The sequence below is a fragment of the Streptomyces sp. NBC_01268 genome (assembly GCF_036240795.1).
Taxonomy (GTDB): Bacteria; Actinomycetota; Actinomycetes; order Streptomycetales; family Streptomycetaceae; genus Streptomyces.
In genome coordinates, this window is sequence record NZ_CP108454.1 from 851,192 (window position 1) to 868,479 (window position 17,288).

At 74.6% G+C, this 17,288-nt stretch carries 12 protein-coding genes; 11 read left to right on the forward strand and 1 reads right to left on the reverse strand.

What is annotated here, in order from left to right; translation table 11 throughout:
* Positions 1-141: 141 nt before the first annotated feature.
* From OG309_RS03610 to OG309_RS03620, 3 genes are all read left to right on the forward strand, one after another.
* On the forward strand, positions 142-1,617 hold the full coding sequence (locus OG309_RS03610) for an APC family permease (RefSeq protein ID WP_329418244.1): 1,476 nt from the start codon (positions 142-144) through the stop codon (positions 1,615-1,617).
* Positions 1,614-2,054, forward strand: a complete 441-nt coding sequence (locus OG309_RS03615) for a hypothetical protein (RefSeq protein ID WP_329418245.1) — start codon at positions 1,614-1,616, stop codon at positions 2,052-2,054. Before OG309_RS03610 ends, OG309_RS03615 begins: the two co-directional genes overlap by 4 nt.
* A 157-nt stretch (positions 2,055-2,211) precedes the next feature.
* Positions 2,212-4,074: an eCIS core domain-containing protein gene (locus OG309_RS03620; RefSeq protein ID WP_443067534.1), complete on the forward strand. Its 1,863-nt coding sequence runs from the start codon at positions 2,212-2,214 to the stop codon at positions 4,072-4,074.
* 270 nt (positions 4,075-4,344) lie between these two features.
* Here OG309_RS03620 and OG309_RS03625 read toward each other — a convergent pair whose 3' ends face one another.
* A complete protein-coding gene (locus OG309_RS03625; RefSeq protein WP_329418246.1) occupies positions 4,345-5,655 on the reverse strand; it encodes a COG1470 family protein in 1,311 nt (436 codons plus the stop codon).
* Between the two features lie 213 nt (positions 5,656-5,868).
* Between OG309_RS03625 and OG309_RS03630 the strand changes: the two genes are divergently transcribed.
* The 8 genes from OG309_RS03630 (at position 5,869) to OG309_RS03665 (ending at position 15,892) form a co-directional block, all read left to right on the forward strand.
* Positions 5,869-6,684: a helix-turn-helix transcriptional regulator gene (locus OG309_RS03630; protein ID WP_329418247.1), complete on the forward strand. Its 816-nt coding sequence runs from the start codon at positions 5,869-5,871 to the stop codon at positions 6,682-6,684.
* A gap of 185 nt (positions 6,685-6,869) precedes the next feature.
* Positions 6,870-10,046, forward strand: coding sequence for a hypothetical protein (locus tag OG309_RS03635; RefSeq protein ID WP_329418248.1), 3,177 nt, complete (start codon positions 6,870-6,872; stop codon positions 10,044-10,046).
* On the forward strand, positions 10,043-10,747 hold the full coding sequence (locus tag OG309_RS03640) for a DUF4255 domain-containing protein (protein WP_329418249.1): 705 nt from the start codon (positions 10,043-10,045) through the stop codon (positions 10,745-10,747). The genes OG309_RS03635 and OG309_RS03640 overlap by 4 nt, the downstream gene beginning before the upstream one ends.
* A 176-nt stretch (positions 10,748-10,923) precedes the next feature.
* The gene (locus OG309_RS03645; protein WP_329428109.1) at positions 10,924-13,041 is read left to right on the forward strand and encodes an ATP-binding protein; all 2,118 of its coding nucleotides are present in this window, start codon (positions 10,924-10,926) and stop codon (positions 13,039-13,041) included.
* A gap of 160 nt (positions 13,042-13,201) precedes the next feature.
* Positions 13,202-14,764: a phage tail sheath family protein gene (locus OG309_RS03650; RefSeq protein ID WP_329418250.1), complete on the forward strand. Its 1,563-nt coding sequence runs from the start codon at positions 13,202-13,204 to the stop codon at positions 14,762-14,764.
* A gap of 44 nt (positions 14,765-14,808) precedes the next feature.
* Positions 14,809-15,249 (forward strand): phage tail protein, encoded by a 441-nt coding sequence (locus OG309_RS03655; protein ID WP_329418251.1) that lies wholly within the window; start codon positions 14,809-14,811, stop codon positions 15,247-15,249.
* Positions 15,246-15,737: a hypothetical protein gene (locus OG309_RS03660; protein ID WP_329418252.1), complete on the forward strand. Its 492-nt coding sequence runs from the start codon at positions 15,246-15,248 to the stop codon at positions 15,735-15,737. The genes OG309_RS03655 and OG309_RS03660 overlap by 4 nt, the downstream gene beginning before the upstream one ends.
* Positions 15,734-15,892, forward strand: a complete 159-nt coding sequence (locus tag OG309_RS03665) for a DUF6760 family protein (protein WP_329418253.1) — start codon at positions 15,734-15,736, stop codon at positions 15,890-15,892. The genes OG309_RS03660 and OG309_RS03665 overlap by 4 nt, the downstream gene beginning before the upstream one ends.
* Positions 15,893-17,288: the final 1,396 nt, after the last annotated feature.

Sequence of the window (17,288 nt, forward strand, 5' to 3'; positions counted from 1 at the left end):
CTTCAGCATCCGTCCAGCGGCGCGCCGGCGCGACACGCCGCCCGAGAGATCCGTCGTTCACCCGTCCGGCGGACCCCGACTGCGCCCGCCCGCACTCCCGCCGACGCTGGTGTCCCACACGGCCGCACCTGAGGAGGGCCCATGGCATCGATGGACGTCCCGGCCGATCTGCCGAAACAGCGTGCGCAGACGCGTGCCGCCGCACCGCCCACGCTGACCTGGGTGACGCTCGCGCTGATGACCACCGCCTCGGTGGCGAGCCTGCGGGCGGCACCCACGATGGCCGTGTACGGCCTCGCGTGCGTGTTCCTCTACCTCGTGCCGGCCGTCGTCTTCCTGCTGCCGACCGCGCTGGTCTCCGCCGAGCTCGCCTCCGGCTGGAGCGGCGGCGTCTACCGCTGGGTGGCCGAGGGGCTCTCCAAGCCGCTGGGCTTCCTCGCGGTGTGGTGCCAGTTCGCGATGACGATCTTCTACTACCCGAGCCTGCTGGCGTTCGTGGCCTCGACCATCGCGTACGTCATCGATCCCTCGCTCGCCTCCAACGGCGTCTACACCGCGATCGTGATCATGGTGCTGTACTGGACCGGCGTCTGGGTCTCCTCGCGCGGCATGAAGGCCCTGGCCGGGCTGTCGAGCTGGGGCCTGGTCATCGGCACCCTGGTCCCCGGCACGGTCCTCGTCGTCCTCGGCATGGTCTTCCTCGGCCAGGGCAACCCGTCGGCCGCGCCCATGAACGCCGGCCACCTGCTGCCGCAGTGGACCGGACTCGCGAGCCTCGTCCTGATCGTCAACAACTTCCTGTCGTACTCCGGCATGGAGATGAACGCGGTGCACGTCTCCTCGCTGAAGGACCCGGCGAAGGAGTACCCGAAGTCGATGTTCCTGGCGATGGGCCTGGTGCTGCTGATCTTCATCCTGCCCGCGCTCGCCATCAGCTGGGTCGTCCCCGCGGACCAGCTCAGCCTCACGGCCGGCGTCATGCAGGCCTTCGACGCGTTCTTCTCGTACTTCGGCGTGGGGTGGATGACCCCGATCGCCGCCGTCATGCTGATCTCCGCCTCGCTCGGCGGCATGCTGACCTGGCTGGCCGGCCCGTCCAAGGGCCTCCTGGAGATCTCCCGCAGCGAGGGCTACCTGCCGCCGTTCCTGCAGAGGCTGAACAAGTTCGGCATCCAGCAGAACATCCTGGTCACCCAGGGCGTCGTGACCTCGGTCATCGCCCTCATGTACGCGCTGATCCCGAACGTCTCCAGCGTCTACTGGATCTTCTCGACCATCACCACCCAGGTCTACCTCATCGTCTACCTGCTGATGTTCGTGGCCGCGATGCGGCTGCGGAGGAACAAGCCCGACCACCCGCGCGGCTACCGCGTGCCGATGCTCGGCCTGGTCTGCACCGTAGGCCTGGTGGCCTCGCTGGCGGCGATGGCGATCGGCTTCGTGCCGCCCTCGCAGTTCGGCGGCAGCAGCGTGCTCGCGTACGTCCTGTTCATCGCGTGCGGACTCCTGGTGCTCGGCCTCCTCATCCCCTGGATCTTCCTGAAGGTCCGCAAGCCCAGCTGGCGCACGGCAGCGGCCACCGGCGGCGAGGGCGCCAGCGAGGGAGACGCGTCATGAGCCCGACCCGCTTCGCCTCCGAGCACAAGGTGATCTACTGGGGCGCCATCGTCATCCTGGTGGGTCTGCTGATCGCCGGTCTCGTGCGCTACAGCAGCTTCAAGCGGACGAACGAGAGCCAGAAGAAGGCCGACCAGCTCAGCCAGGAGCTGGTGAAGGCCGGCTACCCGGCCCCCGACACGGACACCGTCCAGCGCCTGCTCGGCACGGACGGCGGCCAGGTCTGCGAGGACCCGGGCAGCGCCCTGAAGACGGCGCTCTACCGGATCCAGCAGCTCTCCAACGGCGCCACGGGCCCCGGCAGCCGTCCGATCATCGCCGACACCAAGGCCGTGGACGCCGAACGGATCGTGCTCCAGGTCTACTGCCCCGACCAGGTCGACGACTTCGACGAGGCCGTCGCCGATCTGAAGACGGACGACACCGTGAAGAGGTGACCGCGCCTCCACCGGACCCGCACCCCCGCCCCTCCCACGGGCGGGGGTGCAGGCACGAGGGACCCCGGTCTGCCCTCCCGGGACTGGGCGGGCGGGGCGGCGCGCGGGAGCATCGGGGCAGGAGCCGTGACCGTGACCGTCCACCGGGAGGCAGCTCGTGCGCGCGAAAGCCAAAGGCCGGGAGGCCACGTCCGACGACCGGCCGCTCGGGAACGCCCGCACGGGCACGACGGCCAGGGAGCCGCTGACCGCCACCGGACCGGCCCGGGGTGCCGTCTCCCCCGCGAACGCCGCCGCGTTGCAGGCGCGCATCGGCAACGCGGCCGTGGCGCGCGCCGTGCGGCGGGAGCAGGAGGGCGGCGGGAGGCGGGAGCAGGAGCCGTCCGGGCGCCGCTCCCTCGTCCACGACGTGCTCCGCCGCCCAGGGCGGCCCCTCGGGGAGCCGCTGCGGGCGGAGATGGAGGAGCGGCTCGGCGCGGACTTCTCCGACGTACGGGTCCACACCGGTGCGACGGCCCAGCGCTCCGCGGCCGAGATCGGGGCCCGGGCCTACACCTCGGGGCGGGACGTGGTCATCGGGGCCGGCGGCGGTGACAAGCACACCCTCGCGCACGAGCTGACACACGTCATCCAGCAGCGCGGCGGTCCCGTCCCCGGCACGGACAACGGTGCGGGCCTGTCGCTCTCCGACCCGTCCGACGCCTTCGAGCGGGCCGCCGAGGCCAACGCCACCCGGGTCATGGCCGGGCCGCGGCCCCGGTCCGCACCCGGCCCGGCTCCCGACGCCCCGGCGGCACAGCGGGCCACGACTCCGGGCGCGCGCCCGGACGCACCCGTGCAGCGGATGCTCGGCTTCGAGACGGAGATCAGCCTCCCCGTGGAGGACGCCCGGGGACACATGTACGAGGGCGACACCGACCTGGCCAAGAGCACCAAGGAGGACTTCAAGGTCGTCTCCGACAAGCGCACCCTGAACAACAGGCGCGGGTACTCGAACATCGAGTTCGTGACCGGGGCGGTCAGGGTCGTCGGCTCGATGAACGAGGCGGGGAACGAGCGGCTCGACCGGCTGGTCGACGAGATCCGCACCGTACGGGAGGCGTTCTACGGGGCCGATGACAAGACGCTCCTGGCGGAGCTGCCGCTGGAGCTGGAGGTCCTCACCGAGGGCGCGGAGGCCCGCGTCGCGCCGAAGCTCCCCTACCCGGAGCACTCCGGGCAACCTGGCCTGGGCGACGGCCTGTTCGTGCACTACTCCGTCGGCGTGCCGCTGAAGGGCATGCCGCTGTTCTTCGACCACCTGAGGACCGCCGCGCCCGACGCGCCGGGGGCACCCAACCGGCGCGCCCGGTTCCGGCTCACCCAGGCGAAGGCCTTCGCCGCGGGGGTCGTGGAGATGTACGAGGGTGACGCGGGCGCCGCGAAGAAGCGCAAGCAGCAACCGGACACGGACGCGCTCGACGGCTACTGCCAGTTGTTCTTCACGCAGGTCGCCGCGGTGGCGGACTACGTCGCCGAGGAGGAGGACCGCGGCCAGATCAAGAACCTGACGGCCGTGCTGTCCCGGTCCAGGCTGTCGGACGTGCGGGCGCTCCTCGACACCGAGTTCAGGGGCTTTCTGAACAAGCGGGCCGATGACGTCCTCAACCTGCTCGCCCGGTACCAGGAGGACTCCGGGGAGGGCACGAAGCTGGCGTTCAAGGACAGGGCCACCCGGGACGTCGAGGGCGGTCCGGTGTCCCTCCTCGCCTTCGCCCGATCGGCGATCAAGGGGACTCCGAAGGTGTTCCAGCAGCGGGTCTTCGGCGGCATGAACCAGATCGACCCGCACGAGGAGGAGGGCGCCGTGATGGTCCCCTTCGAGATCCGCACCATGGGCAGCCAGATGAAGACCTGGGACCAGCTGAGGACCGAGCTGCACGACCTGGCGCGCTGGGCCGAGGAGGCGTACCGGCACGACCGGGGGGAGGCCGGCGACACCAGCCGGCGCCGCACCGGCCCCGGTCCCGACAGCCCGTGACCCCCGGGCCATTGAGGTGCCGGCGACCCCGGGGAGAACACCCCAGGGCTTCGCACCTGTTCTGAGAGCGCTCTATACCGGTCTTCCTGAAGCCCGGGCGAAACGCGGATCGGCGGACCGAAGTCCGCCGATCCGTCCCTTTATGACCCGCGCGCGAACCGGACAATCCGGACGTCCGGCCATCGCGTGGTGGATACATTTTCCGGACAGCGGAAACAGGGCGACATTGCGCGGACGCAAAGATGCCCGAGGATGGGCCGCGTCGCCGGTTCACCTCAGGTCGCTGAGCACACCGCTCACGTTGAGGACCTCGTGGCACTTCTGCGCTCGACGGCCCGTGGCCGGGGTGCCCGGCTTCGCGCAGGTCACCTGGATGGTCACGGTCTGACTCTCGTTGATCCTGATGGGGGTGACCCAGTGGTAGTCCTGGTTGCGGAACGTCTCCAGGGCGATCGTCGTGATCTTGCGATCGCCGAAGCCGATGGTCATGACGCCCTCGTCGCCCTGGAAGTTGGCCACGACGATGTCCGTGATCCCGAACGCCTTCCCCTTCGGCACGGTGTAGGTGCCGGTCGCGGTCTCGCCGGCGCCCGTCTCCAGGTCGATGGTGGCGGAGCCCTGCTGGCCGCCGGACGTCCCCGGCCCGGTCCCGGTCCCGCCGTCGCCGCCCGTTCCGGGCTTGTCGCCCGTACCGCCGGGCTGCTTGCCGTCACCCGTCCCCGGCGGCCGGACGCTCGGTTCGGCGGTGGGCGCGGGACGCTTCTGGACCACCTCGTCGGCGGCCTCCTCGGCGGCGCTGCGGACGGCCGGGCGGACCAGCGCGAACCAGGCGATCAGCAGCGCGAGGAGGGCCGCGAGGAGTACGAGCAGCCAGCGCGGGAAGATCGGGATCTGGACGAACTCGGCGTCCACCGGCGGCCGGACGAGCGCCGGGTCCGGCGGCTCCGCACCGTCCCGGGTCTCGGTCGCCGCCACCGTGAACGGCCACGTCGTCGGCGTCCCGAACCACACCGGCCGGCCGGCCCTGACGCGCAGCCCCGCCTCCGCCGACTCGCCGGGTTCCAGGTCCTGCGCCGTGGGCCGGAAGTCGAACTTCAGCTCCTCGCCCTGCTGCCCGGCCGTGAAGGCCACCCGCACGGGCGCGTTGCCCTCGTTGCGGACCGCGAGCCGGTAGCGGCCGCGCAGCCAACCGCGCCTGCGGCCGGGGGCGAGAGCGGTGCGCAGCTCCCGGAACTCCTCGACGTGCACGACGGTCTCCGGCACCCGCACCGCCTCGGGGTGCTCGGTCGGCAGCACACGCACCGCGAGCGGCACGTCTCCGGCCCGCACCTGCGGCGAGCGCGGGGGCTCCAGACGGATCGTCACCGTCTCGGCGGTGCCCGGGTAGAGGGACACCCGTTCGGGTTCCACCGTCGCCCAGGCGGCACAGTCGCCGACGACCTCCAGGTGGTACGCCTCGACGATGTCGCCGTCATTGCGGACGGTGAGGCTGGTGGTCGCTGTGCCGCCGGGAACGACCGACACCCGTGGGATGTCGAGACCGGGCGCGCCAGCGCTGGAAGAGGCAGCTGAGGACGTCACCCCGACGACGCTAGGCCGAAGCCCCCGGGGGCTCCACGGATGCGAGGGCAACGCCCCGGGCAGCCGCGGTGCCTGAAAGGGGCGCCCCGTCGGCGCCGCGGCCGGTGCGCCTCCCGCACTCCCGCACCCCGCCCGTACCTCTCCTTCCACGACCCGTCACTCTCCCTCCTCCTCTCCACGCACGTCTCACCGAAACCGAACAGGTAGCGACTCATGAGCCGAGCTCAGCACAGCGGACCCGTCACCGCGTCCGGCACCGGACCCCTCACCATGCCCGCCCGGCACTCCGCCCGGAACCAGGGCGCCGCCCGGGACCAGGACGCTCCCCGCACCCACGACGCCCCCGGTCCCCCGGACCTCATACAGACCCCGCCCGCCCCCCGGTCGCCCTCCGGCCTCGCCGACCGGCGGATCACCGTGGCCGTGTACGCCTCGGACCCGATCCTGCACGTCGGGGTCGTGCACCAGCTCCGCCAGCGCCCCGAGATCGAGCTCCTCGACGGGGCCCGCGCCGCCGAGGCCCACGTCTCGCTGGTGACGGTGGACAGCGTGGACGACGAGACCGCCGCGCTGTTACGCCGGCTGCGGCACAACTCCCGTACCCGCACCGGGCTCGTGGTCGGCACCTTCGAGTCCGGCGACGCGCTGCAGCGGGCCATCGACTGCGGGGTGACCGCGGTGCTGCGGCGCGCCGAGGCCGACCAGGACCGCCTGTTGCGGCTGGTCCTGGCGATGGCGAACGGCGAGGGCGTGCTCCCCGGCGACCTGCTGGCCAAGCTGCTCAGCCACGTCGGCAGCCTGCAGCGCTCCGCACTCGACCCGCACGCCTCGTCGCTCTCCACGCTGACCCAGCGCGAGGCGGACATGCTGCGCCTCGTGTCGGAGGGCCTGGACACCGCCGAGATCGCCCGCACGACCTCGTACTCGGAACGGACCGTCAAGAACGTCCTGCACGAGGTCATCACCCGGCTCGAACTGCGCAACCGCACCCACGCGGTCGGCTACGCCCTGCGCAACGGCCTGATCTGACCGGCCCGGTGCGCGGGCCGGTGCGGGCGGCGGTTCCGGCCGCACCGGCCCCCCGGGACTGCCCCAAAGCGCACCCGCCCCTTCCCCCGGGTGCGGCCCCGGGGGCCCTGCCGGGCGGCGCCGTCCGGCGGGCAGGGTGGCGGGTCGTACAGACCCTGCTGCACCCGACTGTGAGGTGGACCGTGATGAGCACGGGCGGCTCCGGTGGCCGGCGGCACCGCTGGGGGAGGGTCGGCGCGCCCATGCTGCTGCTGGTCCCCCTGCTCGCGGTGACCGCGGCCTCCGCCCCCGACAAGGCCGAGGCGGGCCCACGGGCCGCCGACGCCGGTGACGTCCGCGTCGCGTACGCGGGGACGCGGCACCGCAGTCTGGGCCGGGTGACGAGCGACACCACCAGCGCCCCGCTGTTCGGCGAGGGCCCGACCCATCTGGACGTGCAGCCGGCCGCGCTGGGCGACCGGCTGGTGTTCGCCGGCCGCCGCGACGAGAAGACCCCGCAGATCTACCTGCGCGCCGCGGACGGCTCGGTCGCCCGGCTGACCAGCGGCCTCGACGCGGCGAACCCCCGGCTCACCCCGGACGGGCGCGCCGTGGTCTTCGACGCCGCCCCGGCCGGCGGCGGGCAGCGCGACCTGTGGCGGGTGGGCACCGACGGGACCGGTCTCGGCCGGCTGACCGACACCGCCGCCGACGAGGAGCACCCCACCGTCTCGCCGGACGGCGGGCGGCTCGCGTACGCCAGTGACGCCGACCCGGTCCTCGGGCGTCAGGTCTACGTCCGTCCCCTGGAGGGCGGCGCCGCCACCCTGGTGAGCGACCCCTCCCAGGGGACCGCCACGGAGCCCGTGTGGAACCCGGTGGACGACGCCGCGCACCGGGAGCTGATCGCCTACACCGCGACCGGCGACGGCGTTCCACGGCTGCGGTGGACCGACGGGCGCACCGGCGGGGCGCTGTTCGCCGGCACCCCTGCGCAGTGGCGGACCCACGGGGCATCGTGGATGCCCGACGGGGACAGGGTGCTGTTCCTCAGCCCCGACCGCACCTGCAACTGCGAGGGCGACTGGGACCACGTCTTCCGCGTGACCGCCCGCACGGACGCCACGCCCGAGGTGGTGCTCAGCGAGAACCGCGAGGTCGGCTCGCCGACCTGGCTCGGCCCGCCCGACGGCGGCGGCACCGTGGTCGAGCGGATCACGGCGGCCGATCCGCACGAGGTGACGCTCCAGGACGTACGGTCGGACGGCGCCGATCCCCGCGACCTCGGCCGCGCCGTCCTGAACGAGGACCCGGCCGCCGACACCGAGACCGATCCGACGCGGGATCCGCTGTTCCGGCCCGCCACCGGGTTCGACCCGTGGACCGAGCGGCAGAACTACACCCCCGACGGGCGCCGGATCGTCTTCACCCGTTTCGAGGGCCCCCGCGACGCCGGCCGGATCGAACGGATCTGGACGGCGGACGCCGACGGCACGAACGAGGCGGTGCTGCCGCTCGCCGGGCGCGGCCCCCGCGACTGGGACACCGACCCGACGTTCTCCCCCGACGGCAGGCTCCTCGCCTTCACCCGCACGTCCCCCGGCGGGGTCGGCGACGCCTCGGGACCCGGACGCATCCTGATCGCCGACGTCGCGACCGGGGCGCTCCGCGGGGAGATCGTCCCGCCGACCGGGCAGGCGCGGGGTGGCGACGCCCAGCCCACCTGGTCGTCCGACGGCACGACGCTGGCGTTCACCCGCAACCAGGTCATCGCCGGCAACGGCGGCAACAAGCACGTCTGGACCGTGCCCGTCGACCGGCTCGACCGGCAGCGCGACCTGAGCGCCGCCATGTGCCCCGACGGCTGCGAGGTCATCGACGACAGCCCGGCGTTCTCGCCGGACGGCACCCTCGTCGTCTTCAACCGGAAGAACGGCGGCGGCCGGGTCGACGAGCGCAACGGCCTCCTGCTCGCTCCCCTGAACGGCGCCGCGTTCGACGGCGGCTGCCGCGTGCTGCTGCCCGACGCCGCCCGCGACGTGCCGGGGGCCTGCCACCGCGAGCTGCCCGACACCACGGCCACCGGGCCCCATCAGCCGCGCGACGCGGCCTGGACCGCCGACGGCAGGAGCCTGGTGATCAGCGCCCGGGCCGCATCGGCCCCGAACAGCCCGGAGAAGCTGCACCTGGTGGACGTCGCGACCGGTGCGCTCACCCCGCTGACCGCCGACCTCCCGGGCCGTCAGAAGGAACCCGCCGTGCAGCAGTCCGTCGACCTCGCCGTGCGGGCGCCCGACACCGTCCCGCCGCTGACCGTCGGCGTGCCCGGGATCGTACGGGTCGAGGTCGCCAACGCCGGCCCCGCGGCCTCGCCCGGCACCCGGCTGACCCTCGCACCCCCCTTGGGCCTCACCGTCACCGCGCTCACCGCGCCCGGCGCCGCCTGCGACGCGGCCGCGCTGACCTGCGCCCTGGGCATCGTGCCGCCGGGCGGCAGCGTCCCGGTGGACGTCACGTTCACCGGGTCCGTGCCCGGCGACCAGCCCGTGGACTGGTCGGTGACCGGCGCCGTGCTCGACCCCCGACCGAGCGACAACGCGGGCCGCACGGTCGTGCCGGTGCGCGAGGCCGCGCCGCCCACGCCGTCGCCGTCGACGCCGACCGTCCCGCCGACATCGTCCGCGCCGCCGACGCCGACCCCGACGCCCCCACCGCCGCCCGAACCGCCCGCGCCACGGGCCGGGCCCGGCGTCCGCATCACCGCACAGCCCCGACCGGGATACGTGGGCGGGCGCGTCGTCGTGACGTACACGGTCCGCAACGGGCGCGCCGCGCTCGCGACCGGCCTCAGGCTGCGCATCGGCCTGCCGCCCGGCGTCCCCCACAACGGACCGCCGCCCGGCTGCGACAGCGGCTGGACCTGCGCACTGCCGGACCTCGCGCCGGGCGCCCGCGCCGTCCTCCAGGTCGTCCTCAGCCCCGACCGCGCCTTCACGGCCCGGGTCACCGGGGTGCTCACCACCACCGGCACGGACGCCGACCTCCGCGACAACACCGCCCGACAGCGCGTCCGCGTCCTCCAGCCGCGCATCGTCGCGGTACCCCCGATCGGCAAGCCCGGCTTCGTCACCTCGGTGCGCGGCAGGGACTTCCCGCCCGGCGCGCCCGTACGGTTCACCTGGCGGCCGGGCATCACCGCCGCGGCGGCGCCGACCGTGCCCGGCCCGGACGGCACGTTCATCGGACAGCTGCTGATCCTGGCCAAGGACCGGACCGGACCCCGGGAGATCACCGCGAGCGGGCCGGGATTCGGCCCGGTGCGCACCGACTTCCTCGTGGTCAGCGGCACGGTGCAGCCGCCCGACGTGGTGACCCGCCGATGATCCACGAGGTCGACGAGGCGCTGCGCCGCCTCCTCGCGGAGTCCGGCCTGGAGGCGGCGGGCGTCGACGTCGCGTTCGACGCGCCGACCCGCGACTGGGCCGCGCGCCGCAGCACGCCCACGGTCTGCGTCTTCCTGTACGACATCCGCGAGGACCACGCCCGGCGCGGCAGCGGCGCGGGCGAGGTCCACGACGAGGAGGGGTTCGTCGTCGCGCGCCGCAGCCCGCCGCGCTGGTTCGAGCTGACGTACCTGGTCTCCGCGTGGGCGGGCCGCCCCGAGGACGAGCACCGGCTGCTCTCCCAGGTCCTCGTCTGCCTCACGGCCCGCGACGACCTGCCGGCCCGTCTGCTCGGCGGGACGCTCGCCGAACTCGGCCTGCACGTACCCCTGGACACGGGAGCCACCGGCCCCGACACCCCCTCGGCGTCCGACGTCTGGTCGGCGCTCGGCGGCGAGCTGAAGCCGTCGATCGGAGTCCGGGTCCGGGCCCCGCTGGCCGGCATCAGCCGGGTCGCGGCGCCACCGGTCACCGAAGGCCTCGTCGTACGTGCGGCACCGCGCTCCGGCCCGGCCGCCGAGGACACCCGCCGCCTGCGCTACACCGAGGTGGACGCGCCCGGGCCGGACGAGGGCTTCGGCGGCACCCGGGACCGCCGGCCCGCCCCCGCACGCCGTCGCCGAGGAGAACGCCAGCCGTGACCAGCACCGTCCCCACCACGACCCAGGAACCGGCTTCCGGCCGGACCGGGGCGCAGGAACCGGCTCCCGACCTGGACGGGGCGCGGGAACCCGCACCCGTCGACGCCCAAGAGCCGCCCCCCGCCCCCGGCCCCGCCGGGTCCGCCGGGTCCCCCGGGTCCGCCCCTCCCCCGTATCTGTGGGGCCGGCTGCGGGTCGTCGAGGAGCGGGTGCGGCGGGCCGTGGCGCGGCGGCTGGCCGTCGATCCCGACCCGGACGACCCCTACCGCGGGCAGTACCTGACGCCGGAGGCCGTCGCCCGGGTCCTCGACCCGCCGTACGACCCCGTCCTCCCGGCGCTCGCGGCCGACCTCCCGCCGCCCGGCTCGCCGCTCGGCGTCCTGGCCGGCCGCTTCGGGCTCGCGCCGCTGGACCTGGACCTGCTCCTGATGGCCCTGGCCCCGGACCTGGACGCCCGGTTCGAGCAGCTCTACGGCTACCTCAACGACGACCTGACGCGCCGCCGGCCCACCGTCGGGCTCGCGCTCGACCTGTGCGGGCGCACCGGGGTCCCGGCCGCCCGGTTCCGGCTCTCCCCCGCCGCGCCGCTCGTCGCCGGGGGCCTGATCGAGGTCGCGGAGCCCGAACGGCCGCCGCTGTCCCGCGTCCTGACCGTGCCCGACCGGGTCACCGCGCACCTGCTCGGCGACCTGTCGCCCGACCCGCTGCTCGCCGACGTCCTCGGCCGGGCCCCCGAGGACCCGGCCGCCGATCCCGCCGAACGGGACCGGGCGGTCGCCGCGTCGGGCCACGGCCACGTCCACCTCCGCTCCCGCGGGGGCGACCCGGCGGGGCTCGCCGCGGCCGCGCTGCGCGCCCGCGGTCTCGGCTCGCTGTCACTGGACGCCACGGCCCTCGGCCGGGCCGTCGGCACGGTGCCCGCGCTCGCCCGGACCCTCGCCCGCGAGGCCCGCCTCGCCGATGCCGGAGTGCTCCTCGGGCCGTTGGAGGAGCTGCCCGACAACCCCGCCGAACGGGCCCGCGTCCTGCGCGCGCTCTGCGCGGAGCTGCGCGGCGTCCCCCTGTTCACGTACGGCACGAGCGGCTGGGAGCCCGCCTGGGCCGGTGACACCCCCGTCACCCTGACCGTGGCGGCGCCCTCCCCCGAACGCCAGGCGGCCCGTTGGCGGGACGCCTTGGAGCGGGCCGCCGCGCGGTACGAGGCGGGGCGGGACGGGGCGGCGTACGGGACGGGGCCGGGCACGACGTACGCGCGGCGGCCCGGGGAGGCGGACGGCGCGGCGCCCGGCGGCACCGCGGGCGACGCCGACGCGCTCGCGCGGTCCGTGGCGGCGCACCGCCTCGACGCCGGGCAGCTGCGCCGCGCCGCCGGTGCCGCGGTGCGCACGGCCGCGCTGGACGGCCGGCCGGTGTCGCCGGACGACCTGCGCGCGGCCGCGCGGGCCCAGAACGGCGCGGGACTCGCCCGGCTGGCCCGCCGGGTGGAGCCCGCGGTGGGCTGGGACGACCTGGTCCTGCCGGCGGCCACGCACCGGCAGTTGAGGGAGCTCGCGGTGCGGGCCCGCCACCGCGACCAGGTGCTCGGCCGGTGGGGCATGCGCCCCGGCGGCGGCCGCGGGCGCGGGGTGATCGCGCTGTTCGCCGGTCCCTCCGGCACCGGCAAGACCATGTCCGCCGAGGTCGTGGCGGCCGATCTGGGCATGGACCTGTACGTGGTGGACCTGTCCACGGTGGTCGACAAGTACGTCGGCGAGACCGAGAAGAACCTGGAGCGGATCTTCACGGAGGCTGCGGCCGTCAACGCGGTCCTGCTGTTCGACGAGGCCGACGCGATCTTCGGCAAGCGCGCGGAGGTGAAGGACGCCCACGACCGGCACGCCAACATCGAATCGGCGTACCTGCTCCAGCGGATGGAGTCCTTCGACGGCATCGCCGTCCTGACCACCAATCTCCGCGCCAACCTGGACGAGGCGTTCACACGCCGCCTGGACGTGATCGCGGACTTCCCGGTGCCCGACGCCGCCCAGCGGCTTGCCCTGTGGGAACGGTGCCTGGGCGGACGCCTGCCCCGGGCGGACGACCTCGATCCCGCCTTCTGCGCGGACCGGTTCGAGCTGGCCGGCGGTTCGATCCGGGCCTGCGCGGTCACCGCCGCCTACGCCGCCGCGGCCGCCGACGCGCCACTGACCATGGTCCAGCTGGTGTCGGCCGTCGCCCAGGAGTACCGCAAGCTGGGCCGTCTCGTCCTGGAGGGCGAGTTCGGACCGTACCTGTCCCGGGTCGCGCACGCGTGATCCTCCCCGGCTGCCGGGGACGCCCGGGGAGGGCAGCGCGGGTGCCCCCGGCCAGGTCCGTGTGCCCCTGCCGCCGCCGACGCCCGCCGGAAAGGCTGGGCGAAGCCGATCACCGCGCGGCGCCACCCGTGGCCGACAGAAGCCGACCGAAGGAGCGAGCATGCCGACGTACCTCACCCCGGGCGTGTACGTGGAGGAGGTGCAGTCCGGTGCTCGCCCGATCGAAGGGGTCGGCACCGCCGTCGCCGCGTTTCTCGGGTTCGCCCAGAACGGGCCCTTCCACGAGCCGACCCTGGTCACCAGCTGGGAGCAGTACACCCAGTCGTTCGGCGGGTTCACCGCGGGCGCCTATCTGCCCCTCGCGGTCCACGGGTACTTCGCCAACGGCGGCGGCGCCGCGTACGTCGTGCGGATCGGCGGGTCCGTGCCGGACGGTGCCGGAGGGTCCCCCTCCGGACCGCAGGAGCTCCCGGCGGCCCGGCCGGTCGAGCTCGGCGGCTTCCTCGTGGCGGCCCGGCCCGGTGTGACGGGCGTGTCCGTCGAGATCGCCGACGTGGAGGGCGAGAACCCGCCCGAGGACCGCTTCCGGGTCCTGGTCCGCCAGGGCGACCAGGTGGCCGAGACCTTCGACGTGTCCACCCGCAAGAGCGTCAAGGGGTACTTCGTCACCCAGGCCCGCGGCTCGCGGCTCATCGAGGTCGGCGAACAGCGCGAGGCCACCCAGAACCGGCCCGCCGCGCAGACGGTCGCGCTGCCCGACGCGCCGGCCGCCCCCGCGCCGGCCCCCGCCGGGCAGGGCGACGCGGCGGCCCGCCTCGACCCGGCCGAGTACGTCGGCGACGCGGACGCGCGCACCGGCTTCGCCGGCCTGGAGACCATCGACGAGATCACGATGGTGGCGGTGCCGGACCTGATGAGCGCCTACGAGCGCGGCGACATCGACGCCGAGGGCGTGCGCACGGTGCAGCTCGCGGTGATCGCGCACTGCGAGCAGATGGGCGACCGGGTGGCCGTCCTGGACACGCCCCCCGGTCTCTCCGCCCAGCAGGTGCGCCGCTGGCGCAACGACGAGGCGGGCTACGACTCGCGCCACGCCACGCTCTACTACCCGTGGGTGCGGGTCTTCGACCCCGCGGCCGGGCGCAACACGACCGTCCCGCCGAGCGGGCACATCGCCGGCGTGTGGGCGCGCAGCGACGCCGAGCGCGGCGTGCACAAGGCACCCGCCAACGAGGTGATCCGCGGCGTCGTGGACCTGGAACTGAAGCTCAGCAAGGGCGAGCAGGACCTGCTCAACCCGATCGGCGTGAACTGCGTGCGCGCGTTCCCCGGCCGCGGAATCCGGATCTGGGGTGCCCGTACCCTCTCCTCCGACCCGGCCTGGCGCTATCTGAACGTGCGCCGCCTCTTCAACTACCTGGAGGAGTCCATCCTGTTGGGCACCCAGTGGGTGGTGTTCGAGCCGAACGACGACCGGCTGTGGTCCAGCATCCGGCGCAACGTCACGGCGTTCCTCACCGAGGAGTGGCGCCGGGGCGCCCTGTTCGGCAGGACGGCGGCGGAGGCGTTCTACGTCAAGTGCGACCGGGACAACAACCCGCAGGAGTCGATCGACCAGGGCCGGGTGATCTGCGAGGTCGGCGTCGCACCCGTCAAGCCGGCCGAGTTCGTGGTGTTCCGGCTGGCCCAGTTCTCGGACAGCACCAGCCTCGTCGACGAGTGACGAACAGCAGGACAGAGAGCCAAACGAGAGAGGTGTAGACGGTCATGGCAGAGGGCGATGCTCTTTCCACCCACGTGTTCGGCGTGCAGCTGGGCGGCTACCTGGTCGAGTCGATCCAGGAGATCAGCGGGCTGAGCGTCGAGGAGGAGGTCGTCGAGGTCCGCCAGGTCAGCTCGACGGGCAAGCAGATCATCCGCAAGCAGCCCGGCGCCCGGCAGGCCGGCGAGATCACGATCACCCGGGGACTCGACAAGAGCAGCGAGTTCACCAAGTGGATCAAGGAGACCCTGAACAACGGGGCCGTCGACGCCGCCCGGCAGAACATCACCATCGAGATCAAGGACAGCACGGGCTCGACCGTCCGGCGCATCCAGCTGATGCAGGGCTGGGCCTCCAAGTGGGAGGGCCCCTCGCTGAAGGCCGGCGAGTCGTCCGGGGCCACCGAGACCGTGACCATCGTGTTCGAGGAGATCATCGTCGAATGAGGCGTCGCACGGTGACGGCGGGCAGCCTGGAGGAGATCCTCCAGGCCACCGCGCCCGCCACGGCCCCCGAGCAGCCGACCCCCGCAGCCGCCGCACCGGCGCCGCGGCAGGACCACGGACTGCGCACCGATTTCGAGTTCGAACTGCCCCGCGGGTACGTGGACGAGGACGGCACCCTGCACCGGCACGGCGCGATGCGGCTGGCCACCGCGCGGGACGAACTGCGGCCCCAGATCGACCTGCGGGTCAAGGAGAACCCCGCGTACCTGAGCGTGGTGCTGCTCAGCCAGGTGATCACCCGACTCGGCACGCTCACCGACGTGCACGCGGGGATCGTCGAGCGGATGTACGCGACCGACGTCGCGTTCCTCCAGGACTTCTACCGGCGCGTCAACAGCGAGGGCCACACCCGCGCGGCCGTCACCTGCCCGCACTGCGAGGGCGGCTTCGAGGTCGACCTCTCCGGTGGGCGCCTGGGGGAATCGTGACGTACGCCCTCCCCCGGCTCCGGGAGGAGATCGCGTACATCGCCTACCACTTCCACTGGGGGCGCGACGAGATCCTCGACCTGACCCATCGCGAACGCCAGGACTGGGTCACCGAGATCGCCCACATCAACACCCGTGTGAACGAAGGCGGTTGAGAGCATGACATGGCGGGACAGGCTGCGGCGGCACGCCGCCGCGCCCGCCCGGGGCACGGCTCCCACGGAGCCCCCGGCACCGGGCCCGGCGGCCCCCCGGGGCGCCGCCGCACCGGACTCCGGTGTGCCCGGGAACTGGGACGGCGGCTGGCGCATGACGACGAGCCCCCGGCTGACCGTCTCCCGGGCCCCGCTCGCCGTCAGCGACGGCCTCGTCTTCCGCGACGGCCTCGCCGCCTGGCAGAACCCGACCTTCGACACCGGTCTCGCCCACGCCCTGACCCCCACCGCCCCGCCCGGCCTGGTCCGCGGAGTGACCGGCCCCGCCACCACCACCCCACCGGCCCACAGCACCGGCGGCCCCCTCCTGCTGCGCGCCCTCAGCCCGTACGGGACGGAGCCCGAGGCCCCGTCGCCGGAACCGACCCGGGAGCCCGCCCCCGAGCGCACGGCTCCCGCGACGGGGCCGGGCACGGTGCAGCGCGCCGCGACGACCGGTCCGGGCGGAGCGTCGGCGGCGCCCGAGGCGCCGCTGACGGGTGCGGCTGCCTCGGATGCCGTCGCCGCCACCGCTGCCGTGGCGCCGACCGCCGACCCCGTACCGCGGAGCGCCGTCGACGGGCCGCCCGGACCGCTGGTGGCGCGGGCCGTCACCGAAGGCGCGGGCGGGCGGGGCGCGCCGGATCGGGAGGCGCCCGCCTCGCCTTCGGGACGGGGCGGAGAGACACGCGGCCCGTCTTCGGAGCAGGGGCGAGCGGCTCGGCCCCTGCCCTCGGGGCGGGGAGGAGAGACCGGTACCCCGCCGTCGGGACGGGGCGGGGAGACCCGCAGCCCGTCTTCCCGGCGGGGCGGGGAGACGGCCGGCCCGGCATCGGCGCAGGGGGCAGAGTCCCGAACTCCGGCCTCGGGAGCGGGAGAAGCCGCTGGATCCTCGCCCTCGGGCCGGCACGGCGAGACCCGGTCCCCGTCAGCGGGCCGGCACGGCGAGACCCGGTCCCCGTCAGCGGGCCGGGACGGCGGCCGGGTCCGGCCCGCCGGGAAGGCGGGCCCGCCGGAGCGGGTCCAGGCGAGGTCGGACGCGTCGGGACGAGCGCCCGTGCCCGGTCCCGCGGCGCGCGGCGCGGCCCGGCCCCTTGCGGAGTCGTCGGACGCGGGCGGGCCCGGCAGCGCGCCCGGAAGCCGGGGGCTGCTCGCGCCGGACGGCCTGGGGGCCGCCGTGCGGCGGGCCGAGTCGGCGGGCGGCGCGGGCACGGCTCGTCCCGCGCCGACCCCGGATCCGGTGCTCCCGCACTTTCCGCTGATACGACGCATCGCCGTCGTCCCCGGGGCGACGGCGGAGGAGACCGTGCAGCGGACGGCGTCCGGCGGCGCACGGGGCTCACGTGCGTCAACGGCG